The sequence below is a fragment of the Lactobacillus sp. UMNPBX1 genome (assembly GCF_002554085.1).
GTDB classification, from domain to species: Bacteria; Bacillota; Bacilli; order Lactobacillales; family Lactobacillaceae; genus Lactobacillus; species Lactobacillus crispatus.
On sequence record NZ_PCZI01000016.1, the window covers coordinates 14056 to 35219 of the forward strand.

14 protein-coding genes and 3 pseudogenes are annotated in these 21164 nt (G+C 35.2%); 9 read left to right on the forward strand and 8 right to left on the reverse strand.

Annotated elements, in window-relative coordinates; genetic code table 11:
• The first annotated feature begins 3 nt into the window (after positions 1-3).
• Positions 4-1788: an FAD-binding protein gene (locus CP352_RS08345; protein ID WP_089150966.1), complete on the forward strand. Its 1785-nt coding sequence runs from the start codon at positions 4-6 to the stop codon at positions 1786-1788.
• A gap of 91 nt (positions 1789-1879) precedes the next feature.
• Here the strand turns inward: CP352_RS08345 and CP352_RS08350 are convergent.
• Positions 1880-2659, reverse strand: a pseudogene (locus CP352_RS08350) (ABC transporter ATP-binding protein); the annotation flags it as partial.
• Between CP352_RS08350 and CP352_RS08355 the strand changes: the two are divergent.
• The 5 genes and pseudogenes from CP352_RS08355 to pglX form a co-directional block, all read left to right on the forward strand.
• Positions 2641-3147: pseudogene (locus CP352_RS08355) on the forward strand (family 1 glycosylhydrolase); the annotation flags it as partial. The pseudogenes CP352_RS08350 and CP352_RS08355 sit on opposite strands and share 19 nt — an antisense overlap.
• 222 nt (positions 3148-3369) lie before the next feature.
• On the forward strand, positions 3370-3975 hold the full coding sequence (locus CP352_RS08360; RefSeq protein WP_089147453.1) for a DUF1819 family protein: 606 nt from the start codon (positions 3370-3372) through the stop codon (positions 3973-3975).
• Entirely contained in the window at positions 3975-4565 is a 591-nt protein-coding gene (locus CP352_RS08365; RefSeq protein ID WP_089143245.1) for a DUF1788 domain-containing protein, read from the forward strand. Before CP352_RS08360 ends, CP352_RS08365 begins: the two co-directional genes overlap by 1 nt.
• A gap of 11 nt (positions 4566-4576) precedes the next feature.
• Positions 4577-8302: a BREX system P-loop protein BrxC gene (brxC, locus tag CP352_RS08370; RefSeq protein WP_089151214.1), complete on the forward strand. Its 3726-nt coding sequence runs from the start codon at positions 4577-4579 to the stop codon at positions 8300-8302.
• Positions 8303-8418: 116 nt separating this feature from the next.
• Positions 8419-11961 (forward strand): BREX-1 system adenine-specific DNA-methyltransferase PglX, encoded by a 3543-nt coding sequence (gene pglX, locus CP352_RS08375; RefSeq protein WP_089151215.1) that lies wholly within the window; start codon positions 8419-8421, stop codon positions 11959-11961.
• Positions 11962-12017: 56 nt separating this feature from the next.
• Here the strand turns inward: pglX and CP352_RS08380 are convergent, their stop codons facing one another.
• The 6 genes from CP352_RS08380 to CP352_RS08405 all read right to left on the reverse strand — a co-directional run bounded on the left by CP352_RS08380 (position 12018) and on the right by CP352_RS08405 (position 15003).
• Entirely contained in the window at positions 12018-12434 is a 417-nt protein-coding gene (locus tag CP352_RS08380) for a hypothetical protein (RefSeq protein WP_089146193.1), read from the reverse strand.
• Positions 12435-12443: 9 nt separating this feature from the next.
• Complete coding sequence (locus CP352_RS08385; protein ID WP_065989569.1) at positions 12444-12791, reverse strand: hypothetical protein; 348 nt, start codon at positions 12789-12791, stop codon at positions 12444-12446.
• A 1-nt stretch (position 12792) separates the two neighbouring features.
• Positions 12793-13179 carry a hypothetical protein gene (locus CP352_RS08390; protein WP_065989567.1) on the reverse strand — a complete coding sequence of 129 codons (387 nt, stop codon included), beginning with the start codon at positions 13177-13179 and terminating at the stop codon, positions 12793-12795.
• A complete protein-coding gene (locus CP352_RS08395; RefSeq protein WP_158227698.1) occupies positions 13179-13862 on the reverse strand; it encodes a DUF4417 domain-containing protein in 684 nt (227 codons plus the stop codon). The genes CP352_RS08390 and CP352_RS08395 overlap by 1 nt, the downstream gene beginning before the upstream one ends.
• A gap of 246 nt (positions 13863-14108) precedes the next feature.
• On the reverse strand, positions 14109-14690 hold the full coding sequence (locus tag CP352_RS08400) for an ImmA/IrrE family metallo-endopeptidase (RefSeq protein ID WP_065989563.1): 582 nt from the start codon (positions 14688-14690) through the stop codon (positions 14109-14111).
• Positions 14683-15003, reverse strand: coding sequence for a helix-turn-helix domain-containing protein (locus tag CP352_RS08405; protein WP_089143240.1), 321 nt, complete (start codon positions 15001-15003; stop codon positions 14683-14685). Before CP352_RS08405 ends, CP352_RS08400 begins: the two co-directional genes overlap by 8 nt.
• 212 nt (positions 15004-15215) lie before the next feature.
• On the opposite strand from CP352_RS08405, the gene pglZ reads away from it, so the two are divergent.
• A complete protein-coding gene (gene pglZ, locus CP352_RS08410; protein WP_089151216.1) occupies positions 15216-17714 on the forward strand; it encodes a BREX-1 system phosphatase PglZ type A in 2499 nt (832 codons plus the stop codon).
• Between the two features lie 637 nt (positions 17715-18351).
• Here pglZ and CP352_RS08415 read toward each other — a convergent pair.
• Positions 18352-19383, reverse strand: coding sequence for a LacI family DNA-binding transcriptional regulator (locus CP352_RS08415; RefSeq protein WP_089147461.1), 1032 nt, complete (start codon positions 19381-19383; stop codon positions 18352-18354).
• 225 nt (positions 19384-19608) lie between these two features.
• On the opposite strand from CP352_RS08415, the gene CP352_RS08420 reads away from it, so the two are divergent.
• Both CP352_RS08420 and CP352_RS08425 read left to right on the forward strand, forming a co-directional pair.
• Positions 19609-20199 (forward strand): type IV toxin-antitoxin system AbiEi family antitoxin domain-containing protein, encoded by a 591-nt coding sequence (locus CP352_RS08420; protein ID WP_089147462.1) that lies wholly within the window; start codon positions 19609-19611, stop codon positions 20197-20199.
• Positions 20196-21071 (forward strand): annotated as a pseudogene (locus CP352_RS08425) (nucleotidyl transferase AbiEii/AbiGii toxin family protein). Before CP352_RS08420 ends, CP352_RS08425 begins: the two are co-directional and overlap by 4 nt.
• The last annotated feature ends 93 nt before the right edge of the window (positions 21072-21164 follow it).

Below are 21164 nucleotides of genomic sequence, written 5' to 3' on the forward strand. Positions count from 1 at the left end.
AAAATGATATATAATTCTTCGTTAAAATGGGACAAAGTCTATGATGTAATTGTTGTGGGTTTTGGTGGTGCCGGTGCAGGAGCCGCAAGATTTGCAGCAGATAACGGTGCTCATGTTTTACTAGTGGATTCGGCTCCAGAAGGTAGCGAAGGTGGTAATACCAGATATGCTGGTGGTGCTTTTGCCTGGGGCAGTAATTTTGATGATCTAAAAGATTACTACAAACAAACTTATTATCCATTTAAATACGATGAAAAAGATTTAGATGCTTTTGTTGAGAATGTTCTTAAGATGAAAGAATATTCTAAAAAGTATTTTGGTATTGAGGCAAAAGCTACAGGAAGAAGACCTAAGGGTGAATATCCTGAATATCGGCATGGGGATGCAATGCAATCGCAAAGTATGACCCAAGGGATGTATAATGGCGGTTTCTGGAAGCTGCTACGTAAGAAAGTTTATGAAAGATTAGATAGAATTGATATTTGGTTTGATTCTCCTGTAGAGCATTTGATTCAGTCGCCAAAAAATCAGACTATTATGGGCGTAGTAATTAATCGTAATGGCAATAAAAGACTGGTTGCTGCTAAAAATGGTGTAGTTCTGAGCTGTGGTGGTTTTGAAAACAATCAAGCGATGATTCAAGACTTTTTAGGTCAAGGATCTTTGGCTCCAATAGGCTCTTTATATAATCAAGGCAAAGGAATTGATTTAGCTGTCGAAGCAGGAGCACGATTATGGCATATGTCTAACTATGATTCGCACGGTTTATCATTAAGACAGAACGACCCACGTGAAAAGTTTGCCTATATGATTAATTGGAAATCATTGTTTAATGGTTCAATTTTTGTAGCGGGTGATGATGGTACGCGTTATTTCCGTGAGGATGAGGAAGATCGTCATGGCTATAAATATAATCATGGCAACTGGATAATGATTCCTAACCAAAATCATCCTCATATTGTAATGGATCAAAGACAATATGAGCAGTTGAGTAATGATACTTCTGCCAAGTCAAGTCAAATAAAAGAATTAATTTCTTATGCAATTAAAGCAAATACGATTGAAGAACTCGCTGAAAAAATATCCGCTCCTAGATTGAAGCAAGAAGTTGCAGATTTTAATTTCTTAACTGATGTAAAAAAGCGGGATATGTTTCTTCATCGAAAAATTTATACTATGCGTAGTTTTGGAAAAGGACCATATTATGCAATTCCTGTAAGACATAATATTCTTCATACTCATGGTGGAGCTAAAAGAAATGAAAATTGTGAAGTAATTGATTTAAATGGCAAAGTTATCCCTCATTTATATGAGGCTGGTGAATTAGGTGATATTTTTGCTACTAAATATATCGGTGCTAATAGTATTGCTGACTTATTGATTTCGGGAAAGATAGCTGGCGAGAATGCTGCTAAGCCCAAGGATCAAGAGGTTGAATTAGATGCAGTTACTGGTGCCTCTAAAGTTGCTGATTTGAAATCCGATGCTCATACTATGATGGCTAATTTTGATGCTGGTAAAAATCAAGGTATAGGTATCAGTTCAAATGGAATAAGTGATTTACCGATTGTAGTTAGAGTAACACTCAATGATAAAAATCAACTTAAAAAGATTGAAACTCTGCAACAGAAAGAATCACCATCATTAGGAGGAAAAGCAATTCCAGTTTTAACCAAAGCAATGATTGCTAACAATACTACTGATGTAGATACTGTGTCCGGTGCTTCTGTTACTAGTCATGCCTTTCAAGAAGCCGTATCTGATGCTTTGAAACATATTCAAAAATAAAAGTTAATAAACCAAAAAGAGCGATAGTACCAACGATTGCGGTACTATCGCTCTTTGTTTTATTTTGATTTAGAGGGGGAAGGTAGAATAATTAATTATCTAAAGTCATAGTAGTTTCTGGATCGAAGAAGTGTGCCTTGTTCATTTCAAAGCCCATCTTGATCTCAGAACCTGGCTTAGTGAAGTCACGTGCGTCGACCTTAGATACTAAGTCGGTGTCACCAACCTTACAATAGAGTTGAGTTTCAGCACCAAGAAGTTCAGAAACAACAACTTTAGCTGTGACAACTTGTTTAGGGAAGCTTTGTAAAAATACTTCCTCAGTGTGCACATCCTCTGGACGGATACCAAAGACTAGCTTTTTACCTTCATAGCCTTTGTCCTTTAAGATCTTAAGCTTACCTTCAGGGACAGGAATCTCAAAATCGTGGTGATCGTTGTCGATAATCATACCATCCTTCAAGGTAACATTGAAGAAGTTCATCGCAGGTGAGCCGATGAAGCCGGCTACGAAAATATTAGCAGGTTTGTTGTAGACCTCCATTGGCGTACCAACTTGTTGCTGGATACCATCTTTAATAATGACAATTCTGTCGGCTAAGGTCATAGCCTCAGTCTGATCGTGAGTTACGTAAATAGTAGTAGTCTTTAATTGTTGATGTAGTTTTGCGATTTCAGCACGCATGGTTACACGCAATTTAGCATCCAAGTTTGATAAAGGTTCATCCATCAAAAAGATTGGAGCATCCCGTACAATAGCACGTCCCAAAGCAACACGCTGACGTTGACCACCAGATAAAGCAGCAGGCTTACGCTTCAAGTATTGTTTTAAGCCTAAAATTTTAGCAGCGTGTGAACTTCTATCATCCAGAAAGAGTTCAAGCTCCACAGGTTTCTCCGAAGAGCTTGCAAGACTGGATGCCCGACATTTACTTTGATAATTATGAGATGCCAGGTCGGGTAATGAATGTAGATAAGGGCTGGGAGATTTATCCTAAAACTTTGTATGACATTGCGATCAATATTCGCGATAATTATGGCAATATTGATTGGTTTGTCTCAGAAAACGGAATGGGTGTCTCCCGCGAAGAACGCTTTATCAAAGATGGCGTGGTTCAAGATGAGTATCGAATCAAGTTTATCAAGGACCACCTATTAGAACTACATAAGGGTATTGAAGCAGGATCGAATTGTCACGGCTACTTTGTATGGACTGGGATTGATTGCTGGTCATGGATGAATGCCTATCGTAACCGTTATGGGTTAATTCGTGATAATATTCATACTCAAATTAAAACTCTTAAAAAGTCGGGCCATTGGTATCGCAAGTTAAGTGATAATAATGGCTTTGAAGAATAGCTTAATTAAATAATAATTTCTCTCCCTCTAGATAAAATTAAGTTAAATAAGCCTCGAAAGTTATGTGCTTCCGGGGCTTTTCTTGTTTGTATGTAGTCAGATAAGGAGTCACAGAAAAAACTATAATTCTCTTTTCTATTATAAAACAACATATATAATAAATAAGGTAGAATTACATGTTGATATAAACGTGTAAGCAATTAACGAAAATGGGGAAAAATCATGTCACACAATTATAATGGTGGGATTGCTTCATATGCAATTTGGTTGCCAGAATTTACGCAATTTATTCAGCTTTATCAATCTGGCAAGAGTGTTAATGAAATAAAGCAACTTAGTGATGACGAAAATATTTTTCAAATGTCGACAAAAGCGCGTGCTAAGCGCTGTTCAAGAAACCTAGCTATCAGGATAACAGCCTTACCTGAGGCAATGATCGATGCTTTTCCGCATCTAAATACTACTAATCAAAAATTGGTTTCATTAATTTCAGTGATGTTAACGAGTCGGATTCTTGATGAATTTGTCTATGACGTTTATCGGCCAAAAGTTACGATGCACGAAACTACTTTGCAGGATTACGAAGTTGAAGCATTTCTTAATCAAAAACGAATCGAAAGTCCTGAAATAGCAAAATGGTCCTTGAATACGTTTAAGCGGCTTAAGGGTGCGCTCAAAACTTTTTTGCGGGACGCTGGGTTAATGGAAATCAATCCCGAAAATAAAAAAGAAGATAAATTGCTTTACCCATTAATTGACACACAAGTAGCCTTAATTATGAAAAATGCCAAGTTAGATTATGAATTGGCTGCTTTAGGAGGAATATAATGACTGAAGATATCAATCTTAGATTCAGCCATCTGAAGGAAAAAATGGTTGATCCTAAGTTTCAACATAATGAAGGATTATCCAATGAAGTCGGCTATTGGATCTTTGATTATCCAGCTGACCAAGAGCTGGAAGTGCGCAAGCAAATTGCCAAAATAAGTGACAGTCCTTTAGCCTCCAGAGTGAATTTGCGTGTTTTTGATATTTATGATGTCATGATGAAGTTACTCAGAGAGCAAGAAGAATATACTGGTGCAGATCCCATTCCCATTCTTGAAAATATTGAAAAAAAGCAAGGCTTTGATGTACTGATTGAACAAATCAACAATATTCTTGAAATGAGCGAAAATAATAATTTGATTGTTCAATATATCCAGTCAAGATTGCCAGAGCAATGTATTATTTTCTTAGATGGACTGGGCAAAGTTTATCCGATTATTAGAGCACATAAGATTCTTAACACGATGCATCAAGTTTTGGATAAAAATCCCGTTGTAATGTTCTATCCAGGCAATTATGATGAAATGAGCCTAAGAGCCTTCGGTGAAGTAAAAGATCAAAATTATTACAGAGCATTTAGAGTAGATTAAGGAATATAGATATGACACAGATTAAAGACATCTTCCAAAAAGATATCAACCGTGATATCCGCGGTGTTATTAAGATTGGTCAAGACAGTGAAGCAATCAAGAAACAAGAATTAGAAGAATATGTTGTAACTAACGAGTTGAAGAATAATTTCACCAGATTTTTTGATGCTTATGACAAGAGTATTAATAATCCAACTGATGAGATGGGTGCATGGATTAGTGGGTTCTTCGGTTCCGGTAAATCTCACTTCTTAAAGATTCTTTCCTATTTATTAGAAAATGATACAGTTGCTGGTCGTAAGGCAATTGACTATTTCCTTGAAGACGGTAAGTTTGATGATGACCATTTAGCTGATTCTATTAACAAGGCAACTAGTGTCCCAACAGATGTGGCTTTGTTTAACATTGATTCAAAAGCTGATTCTAATGCGGCTAATGATAGTAACGCGATCCTTAATGTTTTTCTTAAGGTCTTCAATGAACAATTAGGTTACTCACCGATTGCGGAAATTGCGGATATGGAACGCTGGCTTGATAATGCAGGTAAGTATGAAGCCTTTAAGGAAGCTTTCCAGAAACTTGATATCAAACATCATTCAACTTGGGAAGCTACTCGCAGAAACTATGCCATTATGACCACTCGTATTCAAAGCGCACTCATTAATAGTGGTGCCTTAAATGAAGTGGATGCTAAGAATTATGTTGATGGCTTGCAAAGTAAGAAGTTCAGTATTGATGCTATTGGCTTTGCCAGTTTAGTGAAGGATTATCTTGATAAAAAAGGTAACGATCACCACTTCGTCTTCCTAGCTGATGAAGTAGGTCAATTCATTGGTGACGATGATAATCGGATGCTTAATTTGCAGACAATCGTTGAACAATTGGGTGTTCAATGCCAAGGTCGTGCATGGGTTGTCGTAACTTCGCAGCAGCAAATGGATGAAGTTACTGGTAATTTCTCCAAGCACGAGCGTGACTTTTCTAAGATTCAAGGTCGTTTCAATACTTTAATTACGATGAGTTCTGCTAACGCTGATGAAGTTATTCGTAAACGTTTGCTTGCTAAGACTCCATTAGCTAAGGAAGAACTAGAAGATTTATTCACGCAGAAGGAATACAGCATCAATAATAAGATTAACTTTAGTGATGCGATTAAGCGTGAAAAATATGAAAGTGCGCAATCCTTCGTTGATAATTACCCATTCGTGCCATATCAATTCAGCTTGTTAAAGGATGTTTTGTCTGCAGTTCGTAAAAAAGGTGCAAATGGTAGCCACATGTCTGATGGTGAGCGTTCAATGCTGGCAACATTCCAAGAAGCCACTAGAAGATATGAGAATGATAATTTGGGTAAGTTAGTACCATTCTCTGCCTTCTTCATTGGGATGAAAGAATTCCTTAGTCATGACCACCAAGTTGTGTTTGATAAGGCAATTGGCGATAAGTATGTTAACGGCGATCATGGTGATTACGGTTTTAACATTCAAGTTCTAGCTGTTTTATTCATGGTTCGTTATGTTGATAATTATCCATCAACTTTGGAAAATATTGTAACCTTGCTACTAGATGATATTAACGAAGATCGTCAATCATTGACAGCTAAAGTTAAGGATGCTCTTCACGTTTTGCTCAGACAGAACTACATCCAAAAGAAAATGGATACTTACGAATTCTTGACTGACTCTGAGCAAGAAGTTAACGAGGCAATTAATGCCATCGAAGTCGATGATCGTCGCGTTGCACGTGATATCGGTGCTTACTTATTTACTTCAGGATTGATTGATTCTAAGTACACATATCCAAAGATGAAGAATCAATATATCTTTGAATTCAACATGTATATTGATGATATGGGGCTTAATCCGTTGCGTAATGATCTTAATATTCAGATTGTGTCACCATTACTTGAAGGCAGCTATCGTGATATTGACTTTAAGCAACAAGCTAGTGATGGTAAGCGTATTATCATTGTCTTAAAAGATGATGATCGTTATATTGAAAACTATCGCCGAATTGAGAAGATAACTACATATTTACAAACTCCAGAAAGTCGTTCGGACGATAAAAAGCAAGAAATTGCTCTTAACCGTCGCGCTGAAGCTAAGCAAGCAGAAGAATCCACTCAAAAGATGCTTAAAGATGACTTAATTGATGCAGATATCTACATCCTAGATGATGTTCTTGCTAAAGGAAGTAACTTTGAAGCTCGTTTAGAACAAGCTAAGAAAGAGATCATTGATAACAGTTACCGCAACTTGCAATACCTAACATCAATTAAATCTGATCAAGATGTACTTGATATCTTAAAAGGCAAGAGTGATGTTACCTTATTCAAGGAAAATGAACATGCCGTTGATGAAGTAGTTAATTACATTGGCGTTCAAGCAGGTTCAATGAACAATGTTTCCTTTGCTAGTGTGGTTAGTCACTTTAATAATATCCCATACGGTTATAAGCAAATCGATGTTGCATGGATGATTGCCAAAGCCTTTGCTGACGGAAGATTGAAGCTTTACTTCAATAATTCACAGATCTCTTTGAATGATGCTCATCAAGATCCTAAATCCGTTCAGCGCTATTTCATTAGTAAAAATAATATTTCTAAATTGACGATTAAGCCAGTTAGAGAAATTTCAATGCGTGAAAAGAGAGATGCACGCGAGTTCGTTAGTGATGTTCTTGAAGCACAATTGAATTTGTCTGAGGATGCAACTTCTGAGCAAATGGCTGATGAAATTCAAAAGAAGACTGCGGTAGCGGTAAACATTCTGGAGAATTTACTTAAGACACAAAAGTATAACTTCAATACACCATATCCAGGCTATGAATTATTGCAAAAAGGAATTAACGAATTAAGCCGAATTACTAAAGTTGATGATAGTGATCGTGTCTTCCAAGTTATTTCAGATCATTTAGATGACTTTGAAGATTGGCGTGATGACATAGATGATCGATCTATCTTGCAGTTCTACGGCGATGTTGAAGGACAGAGCAGCCAAGAGAGAATCTGGAATAGATCACATGATTACCTTGATCGCTTCAATCATGCGAAGGGCTTTGTCAATGATAATGAGCTAAAAGATATAGCTAACGATCTTGATAAATACTTGGCAATGGATGAATTTAATAAATCAATTCCAAAGTTGAGTGAATTAAATTCTGCCTTTGCAGAGCGTTATAACGATGATATGCAAAAAGCATATGACGAAATTGATGCGCAGATTAAGGAAAATACGCAAGTCTTTAAGCAACAAGTAACGGAGACTGGCTTCCCAGAAAAAGAAACCAAGTTGTTAAATGACGAGATCGATAATAAATTTAATTCTTTATCAGCTCAAGCACAAGGCTATAGCGAGAGTAATGATGGGGATGCTTACTTGAACTTGATTGGTTTAACGAACAAGATCGATGGTATCAATCGTGAATTAAAGGAGCGGATTTCTGAAGTTAGTCGTGAATTAGCAGAGAGACCTACGCAAAACACTCAACCAATTCCTGCTAAACCTGCTCAGAATGATGAGGATACTAAACCATCAGTAACTCCAATTGCACCGCAACCAACTGAACCGATTGTTAAACCGAAGAGAACAATCTTTAGAAACATTAATGATTTAGTCACTGAGGGATCTTGGAAGATTGAAAGTGAAAAAGATATCGATAAGTATCTTGAACAATTAAGATCCAAGCTAGAAGCTGAATTAAAAAATACTGATATCTTGAATGTCGATTTTAAATAAAAGAAGCAAATATTAAAAAGACTGACGAAAAATCAGTCTTTTTTGCTAGGGAACACAAATAATGAAAGTCTCTTGTTATAATTAATAGGTATTATTAAGCACTGGAGAGATATCTCATGGACAAAAATAAAATTAAAAAGTTTGCAATTAATGCAAGACAACACTTAAGAGATACGGTTGAAGTCAAATTAGCTGGCTTAGGCATCACAGCTGATAAGATTAACAATGAATTGCCGATCTCAACCACCGATAAAAAATATTACGTTGATGATAACGAAAATAATGCATTAACAGGCGCACAAATTGGTTGGCGCAGAGATATTGTTAATGAATTAAAGAATCGTGATTATGATAATGATCCTAAAACTGCCTTTAACGACTTCGTTGAAGAAGTTGCTTACACATGGTTTAACCGGATTATTGCGCTTCGCTTCATGGAAGTTAACAATTACTTGCCAAGTCGAGTAAGAGTGTTAACAAGTGAAGACGGTAAGGCTGAACCTGACATTGTTGATGAAGCAATGGAAATTGAAGACGATCTTGGTGGCTATTCAGATCAGGAAAAAGAGTTAATCACTAACGCTTTGACTGATAAGACGCCAGAGTTGATGGATCAACTTTACATGATGTTGTTCATTAAGCAATGTGATGCTTTGAGTGAAATTTTGCCCGGACTTTTTGAAAAGACGCGTAATTATTTGAAGCTGTTGTTTACACCGCATTATGATCGCGGGGTTATTCAGGACTTAATTAATGAAATTCCGGAAAGCTACTTTGACGTAAATGAGGAAGGTCAAGTTCAGATTATTGGTTGGCTTTATCAGTATTACAATAGTGAGCCACATGAAAAAGTGGTTAATATGAATGGTAAGGTAATCAAGAAGGATGAGATCGCTGCAGCTACGCAATTGTTCACGCCTGACTGGATTGTAAGATACATGGTTGATAATTCATTGGGGAAATACTATCTTGAACGTCACGAAGGCAGCCAAATTAAAGATGAATTGAAGTATCTTCTTCCTGATAAAATTGAAAAAGTTAATGATGATAAGGATATTACCCAATATAAGATTCTGGATAATGCCATGGGATCGGGCCATATTTTAGTCTATGCCTTTGATTTACTCATGAAGATGTATGTTGAACAGGGATATTCTCAAAGGGATGCAGCTCGTCAAATTATTGAAAATAATATCTTCGGTCTTGAAATCGATAAGCGTGCATTTCAGTTAGCTTACTTTTCATTAATGATGAAGGGTAGAGAATACGATCGTCGGTTCTTTAGAAGAGTACCAAAGATCAATCTTTATTACTTCAATGATTTAAATGTAAAAGATGGTTTCTATGATCTAATTGATGATGTGAAAATCAAAGAAGATTTAAAGAAGCTAGTTAGTGATTTCTCCGATGCAACTGAATTAGGAGCAATTATCAAGATAGATAAGAATGTTGATGTAGATGCAATTAGATCTGCAGTTAAAAACATTCAAATTGAGTCTGGCCTGGATGTATTTGGTTATGATCAAATGAAGAGACATATTCTTAAGACTTTAAATATCATTAAGATCATGTCTGCTAAGTATGAAGTTGTTGTTACTAATCCACCTTACATGAATAAGTTTGATAAGACTTTGAAGAAGTACTTAAGAGATAACTACAAGGATTATTCAAAAGACTTATTCTCTGTCTTCATTTATCATAATATGCAACTTCTAATTGATGGTGGTTATTCTGGTTATATGACGCCATTGGTTTGGATGTTTATTAAGACTTATGAACCTTTACGTAAAGATGTCATTGATAATACTAAGATTGATAGTTTGATTCAGATGGAATATTCCGCATTTGAAGAAGCCACTGTGCCAATTGATACTTTTGTTTTGAAGAATTCAGATGAAAAAGTCGGTGCTTATTTACGTTTGAGTAATTTCAAAGGTGGTATGACTGTTCAAGAGCAAAAAGTTTTGGAAGCTATTGCTGATCCTGAAGTTAAGTATTTGTACCATGCTAATCAAGAGAATTTTGGTAAAATTCCTGGTAGTCCTATTGCTTATTGGGCAAGTAAAAATGTAATTAAAGATTTTGAAGAAGGAGTACCTATAGGAAGTATTGTTGAAGTTAAGAGAGGAATGACGACTTCTGATAATAAAAGATTCTTAAGGAGATGGAATGAAGTTGCTTATAAAAAAATAAGTTTTAACTCTAATTCTTGTGAAGATTCAATTCTATCTCAAGCAAAATGGTTTCCATACAGCAAAGGTGGAGGCTATAGAAAATGGTATGGTTACAATGATTTTGTAGTTAATTGGGAAAACGATGGTGAAGATGTTATTGATTTTGCTAAAACGATTAATAAGTCTTATACAAGAACGATAGTTAATATTTCTTATTATTTTAAACCTTCAGTTGGATTCTCATATATCACTTCAGGTCCATTTAGCATGAGATGGATTAAAAAAGGTTTCATTTACGATTCTGGAGGTCCAGGTATGTTTGGCCCTGAGGAGCTAAGACTGAAGGTAATAGCATGTATGAATAGTAAACCTGCAGAGCTAATTTTGAAATTGATTAGTCCAACAATTAATCTTCAAATTGCTGATATAATAAGAATGCCATTTCTATTCAATGAAAACGATGGTGATATTATAATAAGCCTTACCAAAAGATGTATAAAACTGTCTCAAGATGATTGGGATGCATTTGAAATTTCATGGGATTTTAAACGTAATCCGTTGTTAACTACTAATTCATCAACTTTGCAACAAGCTTATAATAATTGGTCCCAAACAGCCTTAGATCGTTTCAACCAACTTAAATCAAACGAAGAAGAGTTAAACAAAATCTTTATCGATCTTTACGGCCTACAAGATGAATTAACCCCAGAAGAAGATGATAAGGAAGTCTCCGTCCGTAAGGCTGATCAAGTCCGTGATATCAAAGCATTTTTGTCATACTTCATCGGTTGTGTCTTTGGACGCTATTCATTAGATAAAGATGGTCTTGCATATGCTGGTGGTGATTGGAATGATTCTAATTATCAAACTTTCATTCCTAACAAGGACAACATTATCCTTTTAACTGATCGTCAATACTTCGAAGATAGTCGTGATATCATTGTTCGACTGAAAGAATTCTTGTCTAAGACCTTCAAACCAGATCACTTATCAGATAATATGAACTTCATTGCTCAAACTCTGGATCCAAAGAAATTTGAAAAAGGTACCAACGCTGAGCAAATCATCAGAGATTACTTCCTTAATGATTTCTACAAGGATCACTCTAAGATCTATCAAAAGAGACCAATCTACTGGGAATTCAGTTCCGGCAGAAATAAAGGTTTCAAAGCTCTAATGTATCTGCACCGCTACACTCCAGATCAACTTGCCATGGTTCGTCATTATCTTCATGACCTGCAACCAGCAATGAATGACCTGATCAATGTTGACCAGAATTTATTAGATCAAGAAACAACAGCTAGTGCTAAGAGTAAGTATCGTAAGACTATCTCAACTCTGAATAAGCAAATGGCAGAAATGGTTAAGTATGACCAAATCTTAGATCACTTATCCCAAAATCCAGTTGACTTGGATCTTGATGACGGCGTACTAGTAAATCATGATAAGCTGCAACAAGGCGAAAAGCTGTTGTCGAAGTTATAGATTATAGAGTCCAAAAAAAGACGCGTCAATCAGTGAGATTAACGCGTCTTTTTATTCTAAGAAAATTTCATTTGTTTCAGGATAGGAAAGAGTTTTTGAGTCGAATCTTTTGGTACATATATTTCAAGCTGAAGATTTGGATATTTTTTATCAAGATATGCGTAAACTTGTAAAACACGTCTGATGTAAAGCTCATTCATTACTTTAGCATACCAGCATTCGTCTGCTACTAAAATTAGCTTAGTACATTCAGGAACTTTGCTAACAACGGCATCAATTTCAGAGAATGAATTCGTTTTTAATAACGATGAACAATTGACTCTCCTTATACAGTGATCGTAGTCAAATAAATTGAAACTAGTATTAAGATCGTCAATTGAATTAAGATCTAGACTAAAAACAATCTTTGGAGGACAACTGGGTAATGGCAGACCATCTAATTGAATTGACAATAGTTTATAAGTAGATTTCATAAAGCACCTCTAGAAATCAAAACCTATTCCAGTATGATATTTAATAGCCTTATTCGCATAGTCTAACATAGTATCATATACTGGTTTTACAATGGTGTTTGTTGGAGATTTTAGACGCTCAATAAGCCATTGACGAAATGTAATACACTTTTTGTAATCGAAGTAATCATAATCTCCCCAGTCGAAAGTAGCATCAAATTTGTGCCACATTTCACTCAGAAATCCATCCTTTTCTAATGCTTGAGCCACTTTTTCGTCAAAAAAATAATTATCTGATGGTTCACCGTCCACATAAGGGATAGGGTATTCTGGATCACATTTAACAGCCGTAGGATTTAACGCAACATGTAACCACATATTATTTTTCCTTTCTTTTTTTAATTTTAAAGTGAGTTAATCGCAAACTATTTGATGGGGTACCGTCAATCTTGCAATATTTGCGCGCTTGTTTATCATAAATTCTAAGATAACCTGCAACTTTGTCAGCTTTTACTATATATCTAGTTCCGTAAAAGCTAAATTTAACTCCCGAATTTGTTTTAATATGTCGATTGGGATCGTTGGTTGGAATAAATTTATTAACCACTTCGTTTAAATCCACGCTTTGTTTAACCCAATCTTTATTCCATTTTCGTTCCCGTTCTTTACTTCTTTGATACCGCTCTTGATCTAAATGATTTTCTGGTACCGTTTTTTTAATATAAGTATTTGAAGCAATGGAGTATCTAGTCTTATAATCGCTCATTAGGCTACTACCTCCATTTTGCTTTTACTGTGAAAATCTTGGAAATACAAGTAATTAATACCTAAAGTATCTAATTGCATGTCAATTTTCTTGTCATGCTTGCCGTAAATAAGCAATGTTTCAGGGAGGATTCTAAGAATCTTATTGGTGTACTTAGATGCCTCAAAAAAATTAGTTGAATTTTTACAACCTAAAAATCCAGAGGCACACATTACTCCTTGAGGGATATTTTTAAAGGTATCGAGTGTTGTAATATCAGCAGTACGGGTATTAAATACAACTTTAACACCATTGGCGACAAGATAAGCCGCAAATAAATGATTAGCCAAAATGAGAGTTTCTTGTAATTCATGATCCATATCTGTAGTTATGGTGATGTCAGGGAATACTACTCCTGCGTATTGCTTATAGATAGGCAAATCCTGTTTGATTTTACTTAAGCGAGGATAAATTCGTCTATCGGGCTCAAAGAAAGCTAATACGGTTTTATTCCTAGGCGCAGTAATTAAAGAATTGTTACGATAATCAAAAGTTACAAATTCTTCGGGAACTTCACTTACAAAATTCGTTCTTTGAAAAATAGGCCAACCATCGGAATCGAATTCAATTTGCTCTTTTAATTCGTCATGCATTTGTTGCATAAATCGACAAATATCTACGATATTATTAATAGCTAGGGGCATAATTAGCTCCTTTCTACACCATTTAAGGTGAAACATTTCAATAATATTTGAGAAACATAGCTAAATGTGCGATAATACAACTGAATCATATAGCTTGTATTTCCGTACACTTGCTGACGTATTAATTGCTATTGCCTGAGCAATTTAATACGTTTTTTCTTTGCTCAAATTACGAAATAAAATGACATTTTTCTTCTAAAATGGAATATTTGTATGGACATCACTTCCTTTGCTGTTAATTGCCGATCAAGAAGCAATTAAGTTATTAATTTCTAAATTATACAAATCTAAAAGTTGCTGTTCATAATCGGTTAACTCACCGTTTTGCTTATAATGTCGTAGCCATTTTTGATAATAATTAAATGAATATTGTGAAGCCTCGCTGCTAATTTTAAAATTTTCATATATATCATCAGGATCTTGAGCCTTAATTTTATAAACAAGTATAGGTGGTGCAATAATAAATTTAGCAAAAAAATCTGCTTCTCTTTCTTCAGTATCAGTTCTACCTATATGGTCTAAAAAGAAATGTCCTAACTCGTGAAGAATTGTCCAATTTTGTCGTTGAGGACAGTCACAGTTATTATAGTAAATACAATCTTCATTACCGTTTTCTTCAAATGCTCCGTCTTTGCTAAGTGCTTTGATTGCTTCTAGTTTTTTTCCAGATAATGTTGAATAAGGAATCAATTTAATATGTTCTTTCATAGCAATTTCTTGACCTAAAATAGGCCGAAGACGAATGTGGTCTTGTACGAGAACATGTGTAGCTTCTCCTTTGATGTATTCATATACTTCATCTGTTAACTTATGAGGATAGTCAATCATCTTTTTCTCCTAATAAAATATTAATTAAATCCATTTTCTCTTTTTTAGTCATATTTTTAGCGTTACGAGCAATAAGCTTTTTCGCATAACCTAATTCTGATTTTTGATCTTGAGGAATACCATCAATTAAATAATCAGAAGTGGTATTTAATGCACTCGCAATTTTAGTCATTACGCGTGCTCTTGGCGTGCGGTCACCTTTGATATAATGCGAAATTGCAGCTTGAGTGCAACCTGTTCTTTCTGCTAAATCTTTCTGTGTTATACCGTTTGTCTTTAGTAAATCCTTTATTCGCTTGCCTAAGTTATCCATTATTATGTCTCCTTCATTAATCGACAATTACATTCAACAGCAAAATTATCATTATGTCAAGTAAAAACACAACATGTATACTAAGCGGCAAACTTAACTGCTACATATAGTACTTAATAGGCAGAAATGTCAATTAGTATGCGATAAATCTGCCTTTTTTGCATCCTCGCCTACTGATATAATTTATTTAATAATAGTAGGAGTGAACATGCATGACCACATTAACCACCGATAAAATTATTTCAGAACTTAATAACTATTTCGCTGATGACTATCAATACGTTTTTTGGTATGACGATAAGCAACAGTTCCAAGACATCATTGATCAGATTGCTAGCAAGTTAACTGAAGCTAAACTCTACAAGGCACAAGCGGATCAACAATTTAAGACTAAGATTGACCTCTTAGATGATCCACAACATAAATATTTGATCTATGCTCCATACAAGCGTCCGAAGAGCCAAGAAAATTACTTAACTGATATGGAGCATTATTCTAAACTCTTCACCGCTGATGCAACACAAATTATTCTGGAAGAGTTAAATCTGCCTGAGAATAAATTGTCTTTTGTAAAACGATATCACGCATACTTTGGTGCTAAGACTAGACGTAGTAATTTTGTTAAATATTGGTCGGAAGACTTTGAATCTAGTCCAGAAAGGGGCATTATTGCAGCAATTACGAAGACTGAAAAGCTAGACATGAACGAACTGCTCATGAAAATCATCGCTGCTGGCAGTTCCAATAATCGCTATTTGTTCTCGTTTGCTAAATACAATGTTTTGGATCCGTTTTGGAAACTGATTGGTAACTACTTTGGCTATGATACAGAGGAGAATGTTAGTCTTCTTGATCTGTTCAACCGACTTTTTGTAACTTATTTGGCTAACGAATTAAGCAGCAAATTGCCACACAAGCTGCAAAAATTGGTGCTTAAGAATAAAGACAACGTTCAAATCTTCATTGATCGCTTCGCCGATTCTAACAAATATCAAGAATATTATGATAATGAGTCAACGCGTGTCTGGATTGATCTTGAGTTGCACGACGTTTTAGTGCAAGAGGCACTGAGCGATTTAACGCAAGTGACAATTTTTAATGAAGTTAATGATCTGATTTTAGCTAAAATTCGCAGTAAATTCGTTGGCAATCAAGTTACCGACTATGAGCAAGTTTTGGAGATCATTGATCAGATGCTGAAGCGGACGCGCAATAACTTCGCTACCCGTACTGAGAATGAGTATAAGTTTTTGCGTTATGCCGCTGAATTGTTGAACTTGCGGGTGCCATTGGTAGAAAACTGGCAGAAAGAACTGAGCGAATATCTTGATAATGAGTACCAGATTGACACGATTTATCGTAAATGCTTGCTAGCTTATACCAGAATTGCGGACACTGATGAATATGCTGAAATTAAGAAGACGGTTGATCTTTACTACGGCAACGGTTTACTTAACAGTTCAATTAAGCAATGGAATGAAACCTTCGATCTGGCGCAAGTGCCTGCCAAATTAAGACAAGAGCGTTTTTACCATAATTATGTCAAACATGTTCGTGAGCGTGTGGTTGTTATCTTCTCTGATGCGCTACGTTTTGAAGTGGCTAAGGAACTTGAAGAAGAACTCAACAGCAACGACCGTTTAACAATGAAGATGCAGTATGCTTTGACAGGATTGCCATCGGTCACTTACACGGGAATGAACGTGATGTTGCCGCATGATGCTTTAACTTGGGATGCCAAGGCTGTCAAGGTTAGAGTGGATGGCAAGAATGCGGAAACAACGCTTAACCGTGATAAGATTCTGAAGGCCGTTGATGAAAGTAATTCGGCTGCTCAATTAAAAGATATTTTGGAAATGACCTCCAAGGAGATCAAGCAGTTTATCACTGGAAAAAATGTAATTTATCTTTATCACAATCAAATTGACGCCAAAGGTCATGAATTAAAGACAACTAAAGAGTTGGTTGATGCCACTGAAAAGGCGATTGCAGAAATCAAAGCTGCAATTCAGTCGTTGAGAACCAACGGTGTAGCTCATATTATTGTTACTGCTGATCATGGTTTTATTTATCAGGAAAGACCAATTCAAGATACGGATAAGATTGACTTGAGTGATCAAAGTTATGAAGGCAATGCTCACTTACGATACTTGATTACGCCAGACAAGATTAGCGTTAAGGGCGTGAAAGGCACCACAATGGGTGTTGGTCTGGGCAATAACGATCAGACTAATGTTTATTACCCGACAAGTCCTAACGAATTCGTTGCCAAAAGTGGTAGTAAAAATTACGTTCATGGTGGTTCATCCATTCAAGAAATGCTGATTCCTGTACTTGATATTAAGGCAACTTCAAGAAGATCCGCCGCTAAGCCAGCAGAAATTAAACTTGCTGCAACGACCTTCAAAATTAATAACTTGAAGATGAATCTATTGTTCAATCAAACCGCACCAGTCAGCGATGTAGTTTTACCAACGCAATACCATGTTTACTTCACTGATGAGGATGGCAAGTTGATCTCTAACAGCGTAACGATAGAAGCCGATCGCAAGGGCTCTGCTGCCGATCGCACAATCGCTGTCACGATCACAATTCAAGACGCACAATATGATATTAACAAAAATTACTTCTTAGTCGTTGAACGCGATGGCTCAGATGAAGATCCGCAACGCTTCAAGTACACCATGGATTTGTTTACTACTAGAGGATAGTTTTAGAAAGATTATAGAGGCTTTTCTTGTTGATTTTGAATCTTTCTTGAGGTTACATATAATACAATTAAGAACCGAATTTTTAGAAAGTTTACAAGTATAATAGATAAAAAATTGTCTTTTGGAGAATAAAGTAAATGAGTTAAAAATTATGGTGTATAAGTCACTAATAAAAATATAAGTGAGGAATATTTAAAGCAAAGAACATACTTTTTACAAGTTGATAAGATTTGATCAAACTCAAAATCTTGAAGTCTCTTTTAATTGATAGATATGGCTCTTGTTGGCATGGAATTAAGATATATTTTATTGCATACTTATCTTGATATTGAACACTGGGTTAAAACCATTTTTTAAGGATTATCACGAATGAGACAGATGAAGATGGTTATTGAATTGTTTAAGAAGTAATTCAAGACAATGCCAATCTAACAGATTTCAGAAATAGCAATATGCTATGGATTAAAGTTGTTGATTATTATGCATAAATTCGCTCTGATGAATATAGAAACTATGGCAGATGCTGCTTCAGTCTTTTACTAAAGACTGTTGTAACAGAAAGGAGTACATAAGTACTCTTTTTTGGTTAAAATAATAAGCCCCGAAAGTTGAGTGCTTTCGAGGCTTTTCTTTTTTATTATTTTCTTTTGGAAATGGAGTCACGGATATTTAATTGACTATGGCAAGTGATCGTAAGTGGAATTTGAATATCTTCCGTAATTAGATCTTTAGCTAAACGAACGGCAGTCTTGCCCATTTCTTCAGTATTCATATAGACACTGGATAGGGTAGGAGTTAAGAAGCGATTGATATCTACATCATCAAAACTAACAACAGAGATATTATTTGGAATATTAACACTAGCATCATTGAAAGCTTTGTATATACCTAGTGCCATAGGATCACTATCGACAACAACAGCAGTAGGACGTTGTTGTAGTTTTAAGATCTTTTTTCCAGCTTCAAAAGCAGAGTCAGTTGACCAATCAGTAATAAAAGAATGGCAGTACTGATCAAGATTATGTAGCTTCATCCAGGACAAGTAAGTGAGTTCACGTAGATCATTTTTCTCAGAACCAATTTTACCATCAAGATCAAGAACCAATGATTTTCCACCGATATAAACAATGTTCTTGTGTCCCAGATTATAGAGGGTATCAAGAATATGAGAAGTTTCTTCCACGAAGTCATTACGAACGATATTACAATTATGAATATTGGTGTTGACGTCGATAAAAATTATATGAGGATTAATGCTTTGAATCTGCTTAATTGCCGCAGGTGTCATTTCACCCTCGATTAGCACTGCGCCAAATTTAGCTAAGTCAGCCCAATTTTTATTATCATCTTCTATTCTAAAAGGTTGCTCAATACGTAAATGCCATTTCTTGGCTTCTTCATTAATGCCTTTATGCAGATTGAGAAAATAGGGATCGGTGATTTCACGAGATTTGTTATAGCGCATGATTAGTGCAATCGAGAGCTGGTTATCAGTTTGTTTGGGACCAGGATGTTTTTGAGATTTCGAATAATGCAGGCGTTTGGCGGTTTCGATAACGCGGGCACGACTAGCCTCATTGATTCTAAAAGTTGGATCATTGTTTAAAATTCGTGATACGCTAGCTGGCGATACCCCGGCAATACGTGCAATGTCTCTAATACTTGCCATAAAGATGCTAAATTTACTTATTTTACTACACTACATAGTAAAGTGTAGTAAAATAAGTAAAAAAGCAATTGAAAAAGAAGAATATGGAAATAATAAAATCTTAATAATTTGTTCGCTTGTTTTTATATTTGTAATTCATTAAACTTATGTTCGAAATAATGAAAGAAGAAATATATTTTTCAATTGTAGGTAATATAATTCCATATTCGTATATTGACAGTACTTATGAAACAAAAATCATTGATTAGTCAACTAGCAAAAATACATAACGGTACAATTACTCATCGTGAATTAGCATTAAATGGAGTATCAAGTTATAGTATTTCGAAAGCTGTTCAGGATGGTACGTTAGAAAAAATACGTCCGGGAATTTATTTATTTGGTGATGATACCGAGGATATATTTTATAGTTTGCAACAAAAATATAAAAAAGGAATCTATTCTTTAGAAACAGCATTATATTTATGGGGGTTAAGTGATCAATATCCTTTTAGCTTAGATATGACTTTTCCTAGGGGCTACAATAATCCAACTTTGGATATTGAAATAAATCCACATATTCAAACTAAAAGTTTGGCTACTCAGGGAATAACTCAAACTGAATCATTCAATGGAAATGTGATTAATCTCTATACTGCTGAAAGAACTTTAGCTGAAATATTGCGACCGATTAATGCTGTAGATATCGAAATAATTACCAATGCCTTCAAGATGTGGAATAAGGAAAAGAAAAAAGACATAAATACATTAATGTCTTTTGCAGAAAAGTTTAGGGTAACTAGAAAGGTAAATAGCTACTTAGAGGTGTTGTTGTGAAAAATTATGTTGATGAGAAGCAGTTCAAAGCAGATGTAAGAAGGTATGCTAGAGAGCATAATATAAAAGGAAATGAGATTGGTCGATTATGGCAAGAAATTATGTTAGATGATTTGCTAGAAAGAATTTCAGTATCAAAATATCGAGATAATTTCATTTTAAAAGGTGGTTTTTTGTTGTCGGCTATTGTTGGTATCGATAAAAGATCCACGGAAGACATTGATGCTGAGATAAAAGGATTAGATTTGACCGAAAAACAAATAGCTAAAGTATTTGAAGAAATCTGTCAAATAAAATTAGCGGGGGATCTATTAAGCATTTCGTTGTCAGAAATTGAACAGATTCATGAGCATGAAGAGTACAAGGGCTATCGATTACATTTTAATGCTTCTTTTCGGAAGATAAGATATCCATTAAAAGTAGATGTTTCAACAGGGGATGTTATTACACCTAGGGAGATTGAATATAGCTATAAATTACATTTAGAAGATCGACATATTAATATTTGGGCATATACTATGGAAACTATAGTAGCGGAAAAATTAGAAACGGTAATTACGAGAGGAATAGCTAATACACGTATGAAAGATCTCTATGATTTATTCATACTGCAGAGAGAACGAATCAATTTAGCTACCTTAAAGTCAGCTTTTGCTAATACTACGAATTACCGTGAATCAATCTTTTGGACAGGACAAGATATAGGTTATAAGTATTGTCTAAGATAAGTAGATATTATTGCTGAAAATAGTAATATGCAGAATCTTTGGAATAGATACGTGAGAAAACATCCTTTTGCTAAGGGAATCACTTTTACTCAAGTTATTCAGGCAGTTCAAACTTGGGTAACTAAATTAGAGTTTGAAAAATAATTTCAATCAAAAATGACGCTAGTTGATCGAACCAGCGTCATTTTTTAGATAATAGATGTAGAAAATAGTTTGAAAAACGATTAGTTTTTATAG

What these genes read in the sequence shown, in the direction of transcription:
- CP352_RS08400 (WP_065989563.1), bottom strand. Translation starts at nt 14,690, where the DNA reads ATGATTGACTATCCTCATAAGTTAACAGATGAAGTATATGAATACATC.
- CP352_RS08365 (WP_089143245.1), top strand. Translation starts at nt 3,975, where the DNA reads ATGACTGAAGATATCAATCTTAGATTCAGCCATCTGAAGGAAAAAATG.
- pglZ (WP_089151216.1), top strand. Translation starts at nt 15,216, where the DNA reads ATGACCACATTAACCACCGATAAAATTATTTCAGAACTTAATAACTAT.
- CP352_RS08405 (WP_089143240.1), bottom strand. Translation starts at nt 15,003, where the DNA reads ATGGATAACTTAGGCAAGCGAATAAAGGATTTACTAAAGACAAACGGT.
- CP352_RS08420 (WP_089147462.1), top strand. Translation starts at nt 19,609, where the DNA reads ATGAAACAAAAATCATTGATTAGTCAACTAGCAAAAATACATAACGGT.
- CP352_RS08345 (WP_089150966.1), top strand. Translation starts at nt 4, where the DNA reads ATGATATATAATTCTTCGTTAAAATGGGACAAAGTCTATGATGTAATT.
- pglX (WP_089151215.1), top strand. Translation starts at nt 8,419, where the DNA reads ATGGACAAAAATAAAATTAAAAAGTTTGCAATTAATGCAAGACAACAC.
- CP352_RS08415 (WP_089147461.1), bottom strand. Translation starts at nt 19,383, where the DNA reads ATGGCAAGTATTAGAGACATTGCACGTATTGCCGGGGTATCGCCAGCT.
- brxC (WP_089151214.1), top strand. Translation starts at nt 4,577, where the DNA reads ATGACACAGATTAAAGACATCTTCCAAAAAGATATCAACCGTGATATC.
- CP352_RS08390 (WP_065989567.1), bottom strand. Translation starts at nt 13,179, where the DNA reads ATGAGCGATTATAAGACTAGATACTCCATTGCTTCAAATACTTATATT.
- CP352_RS08385 (WP_065989569.1), bottom strand. Translation starts at nt 12,791, where the DNA reads ATGTGGTTACATGTTGCGTTAAATCCTACGGCTGTTAAATGTGATCCA.
- CP352_RS08380 (WP_089146193.1), bottom strand. Translation starts at nt 12,434, where the DNA reads ATGAAATCTACTTATAAACTATTGTCAATTCAATTAGATGGTCTGCCA.
- CP352_RS08395 (WP_158227698.1), bottom strand. Translation starts at nt 13,862, where the DNA reads ATGCCCCTAGCTATTAATAATATCGTAGATATTTGTCGATTTATGCAA.
- CP352_RS08360 (WP_089147453.1), top strand. Translation starts at nt 3,370, where the DNA reads ATGTCACACAATTATAATGGTGGGATTGCTTCATATGCAATTTGGTTG.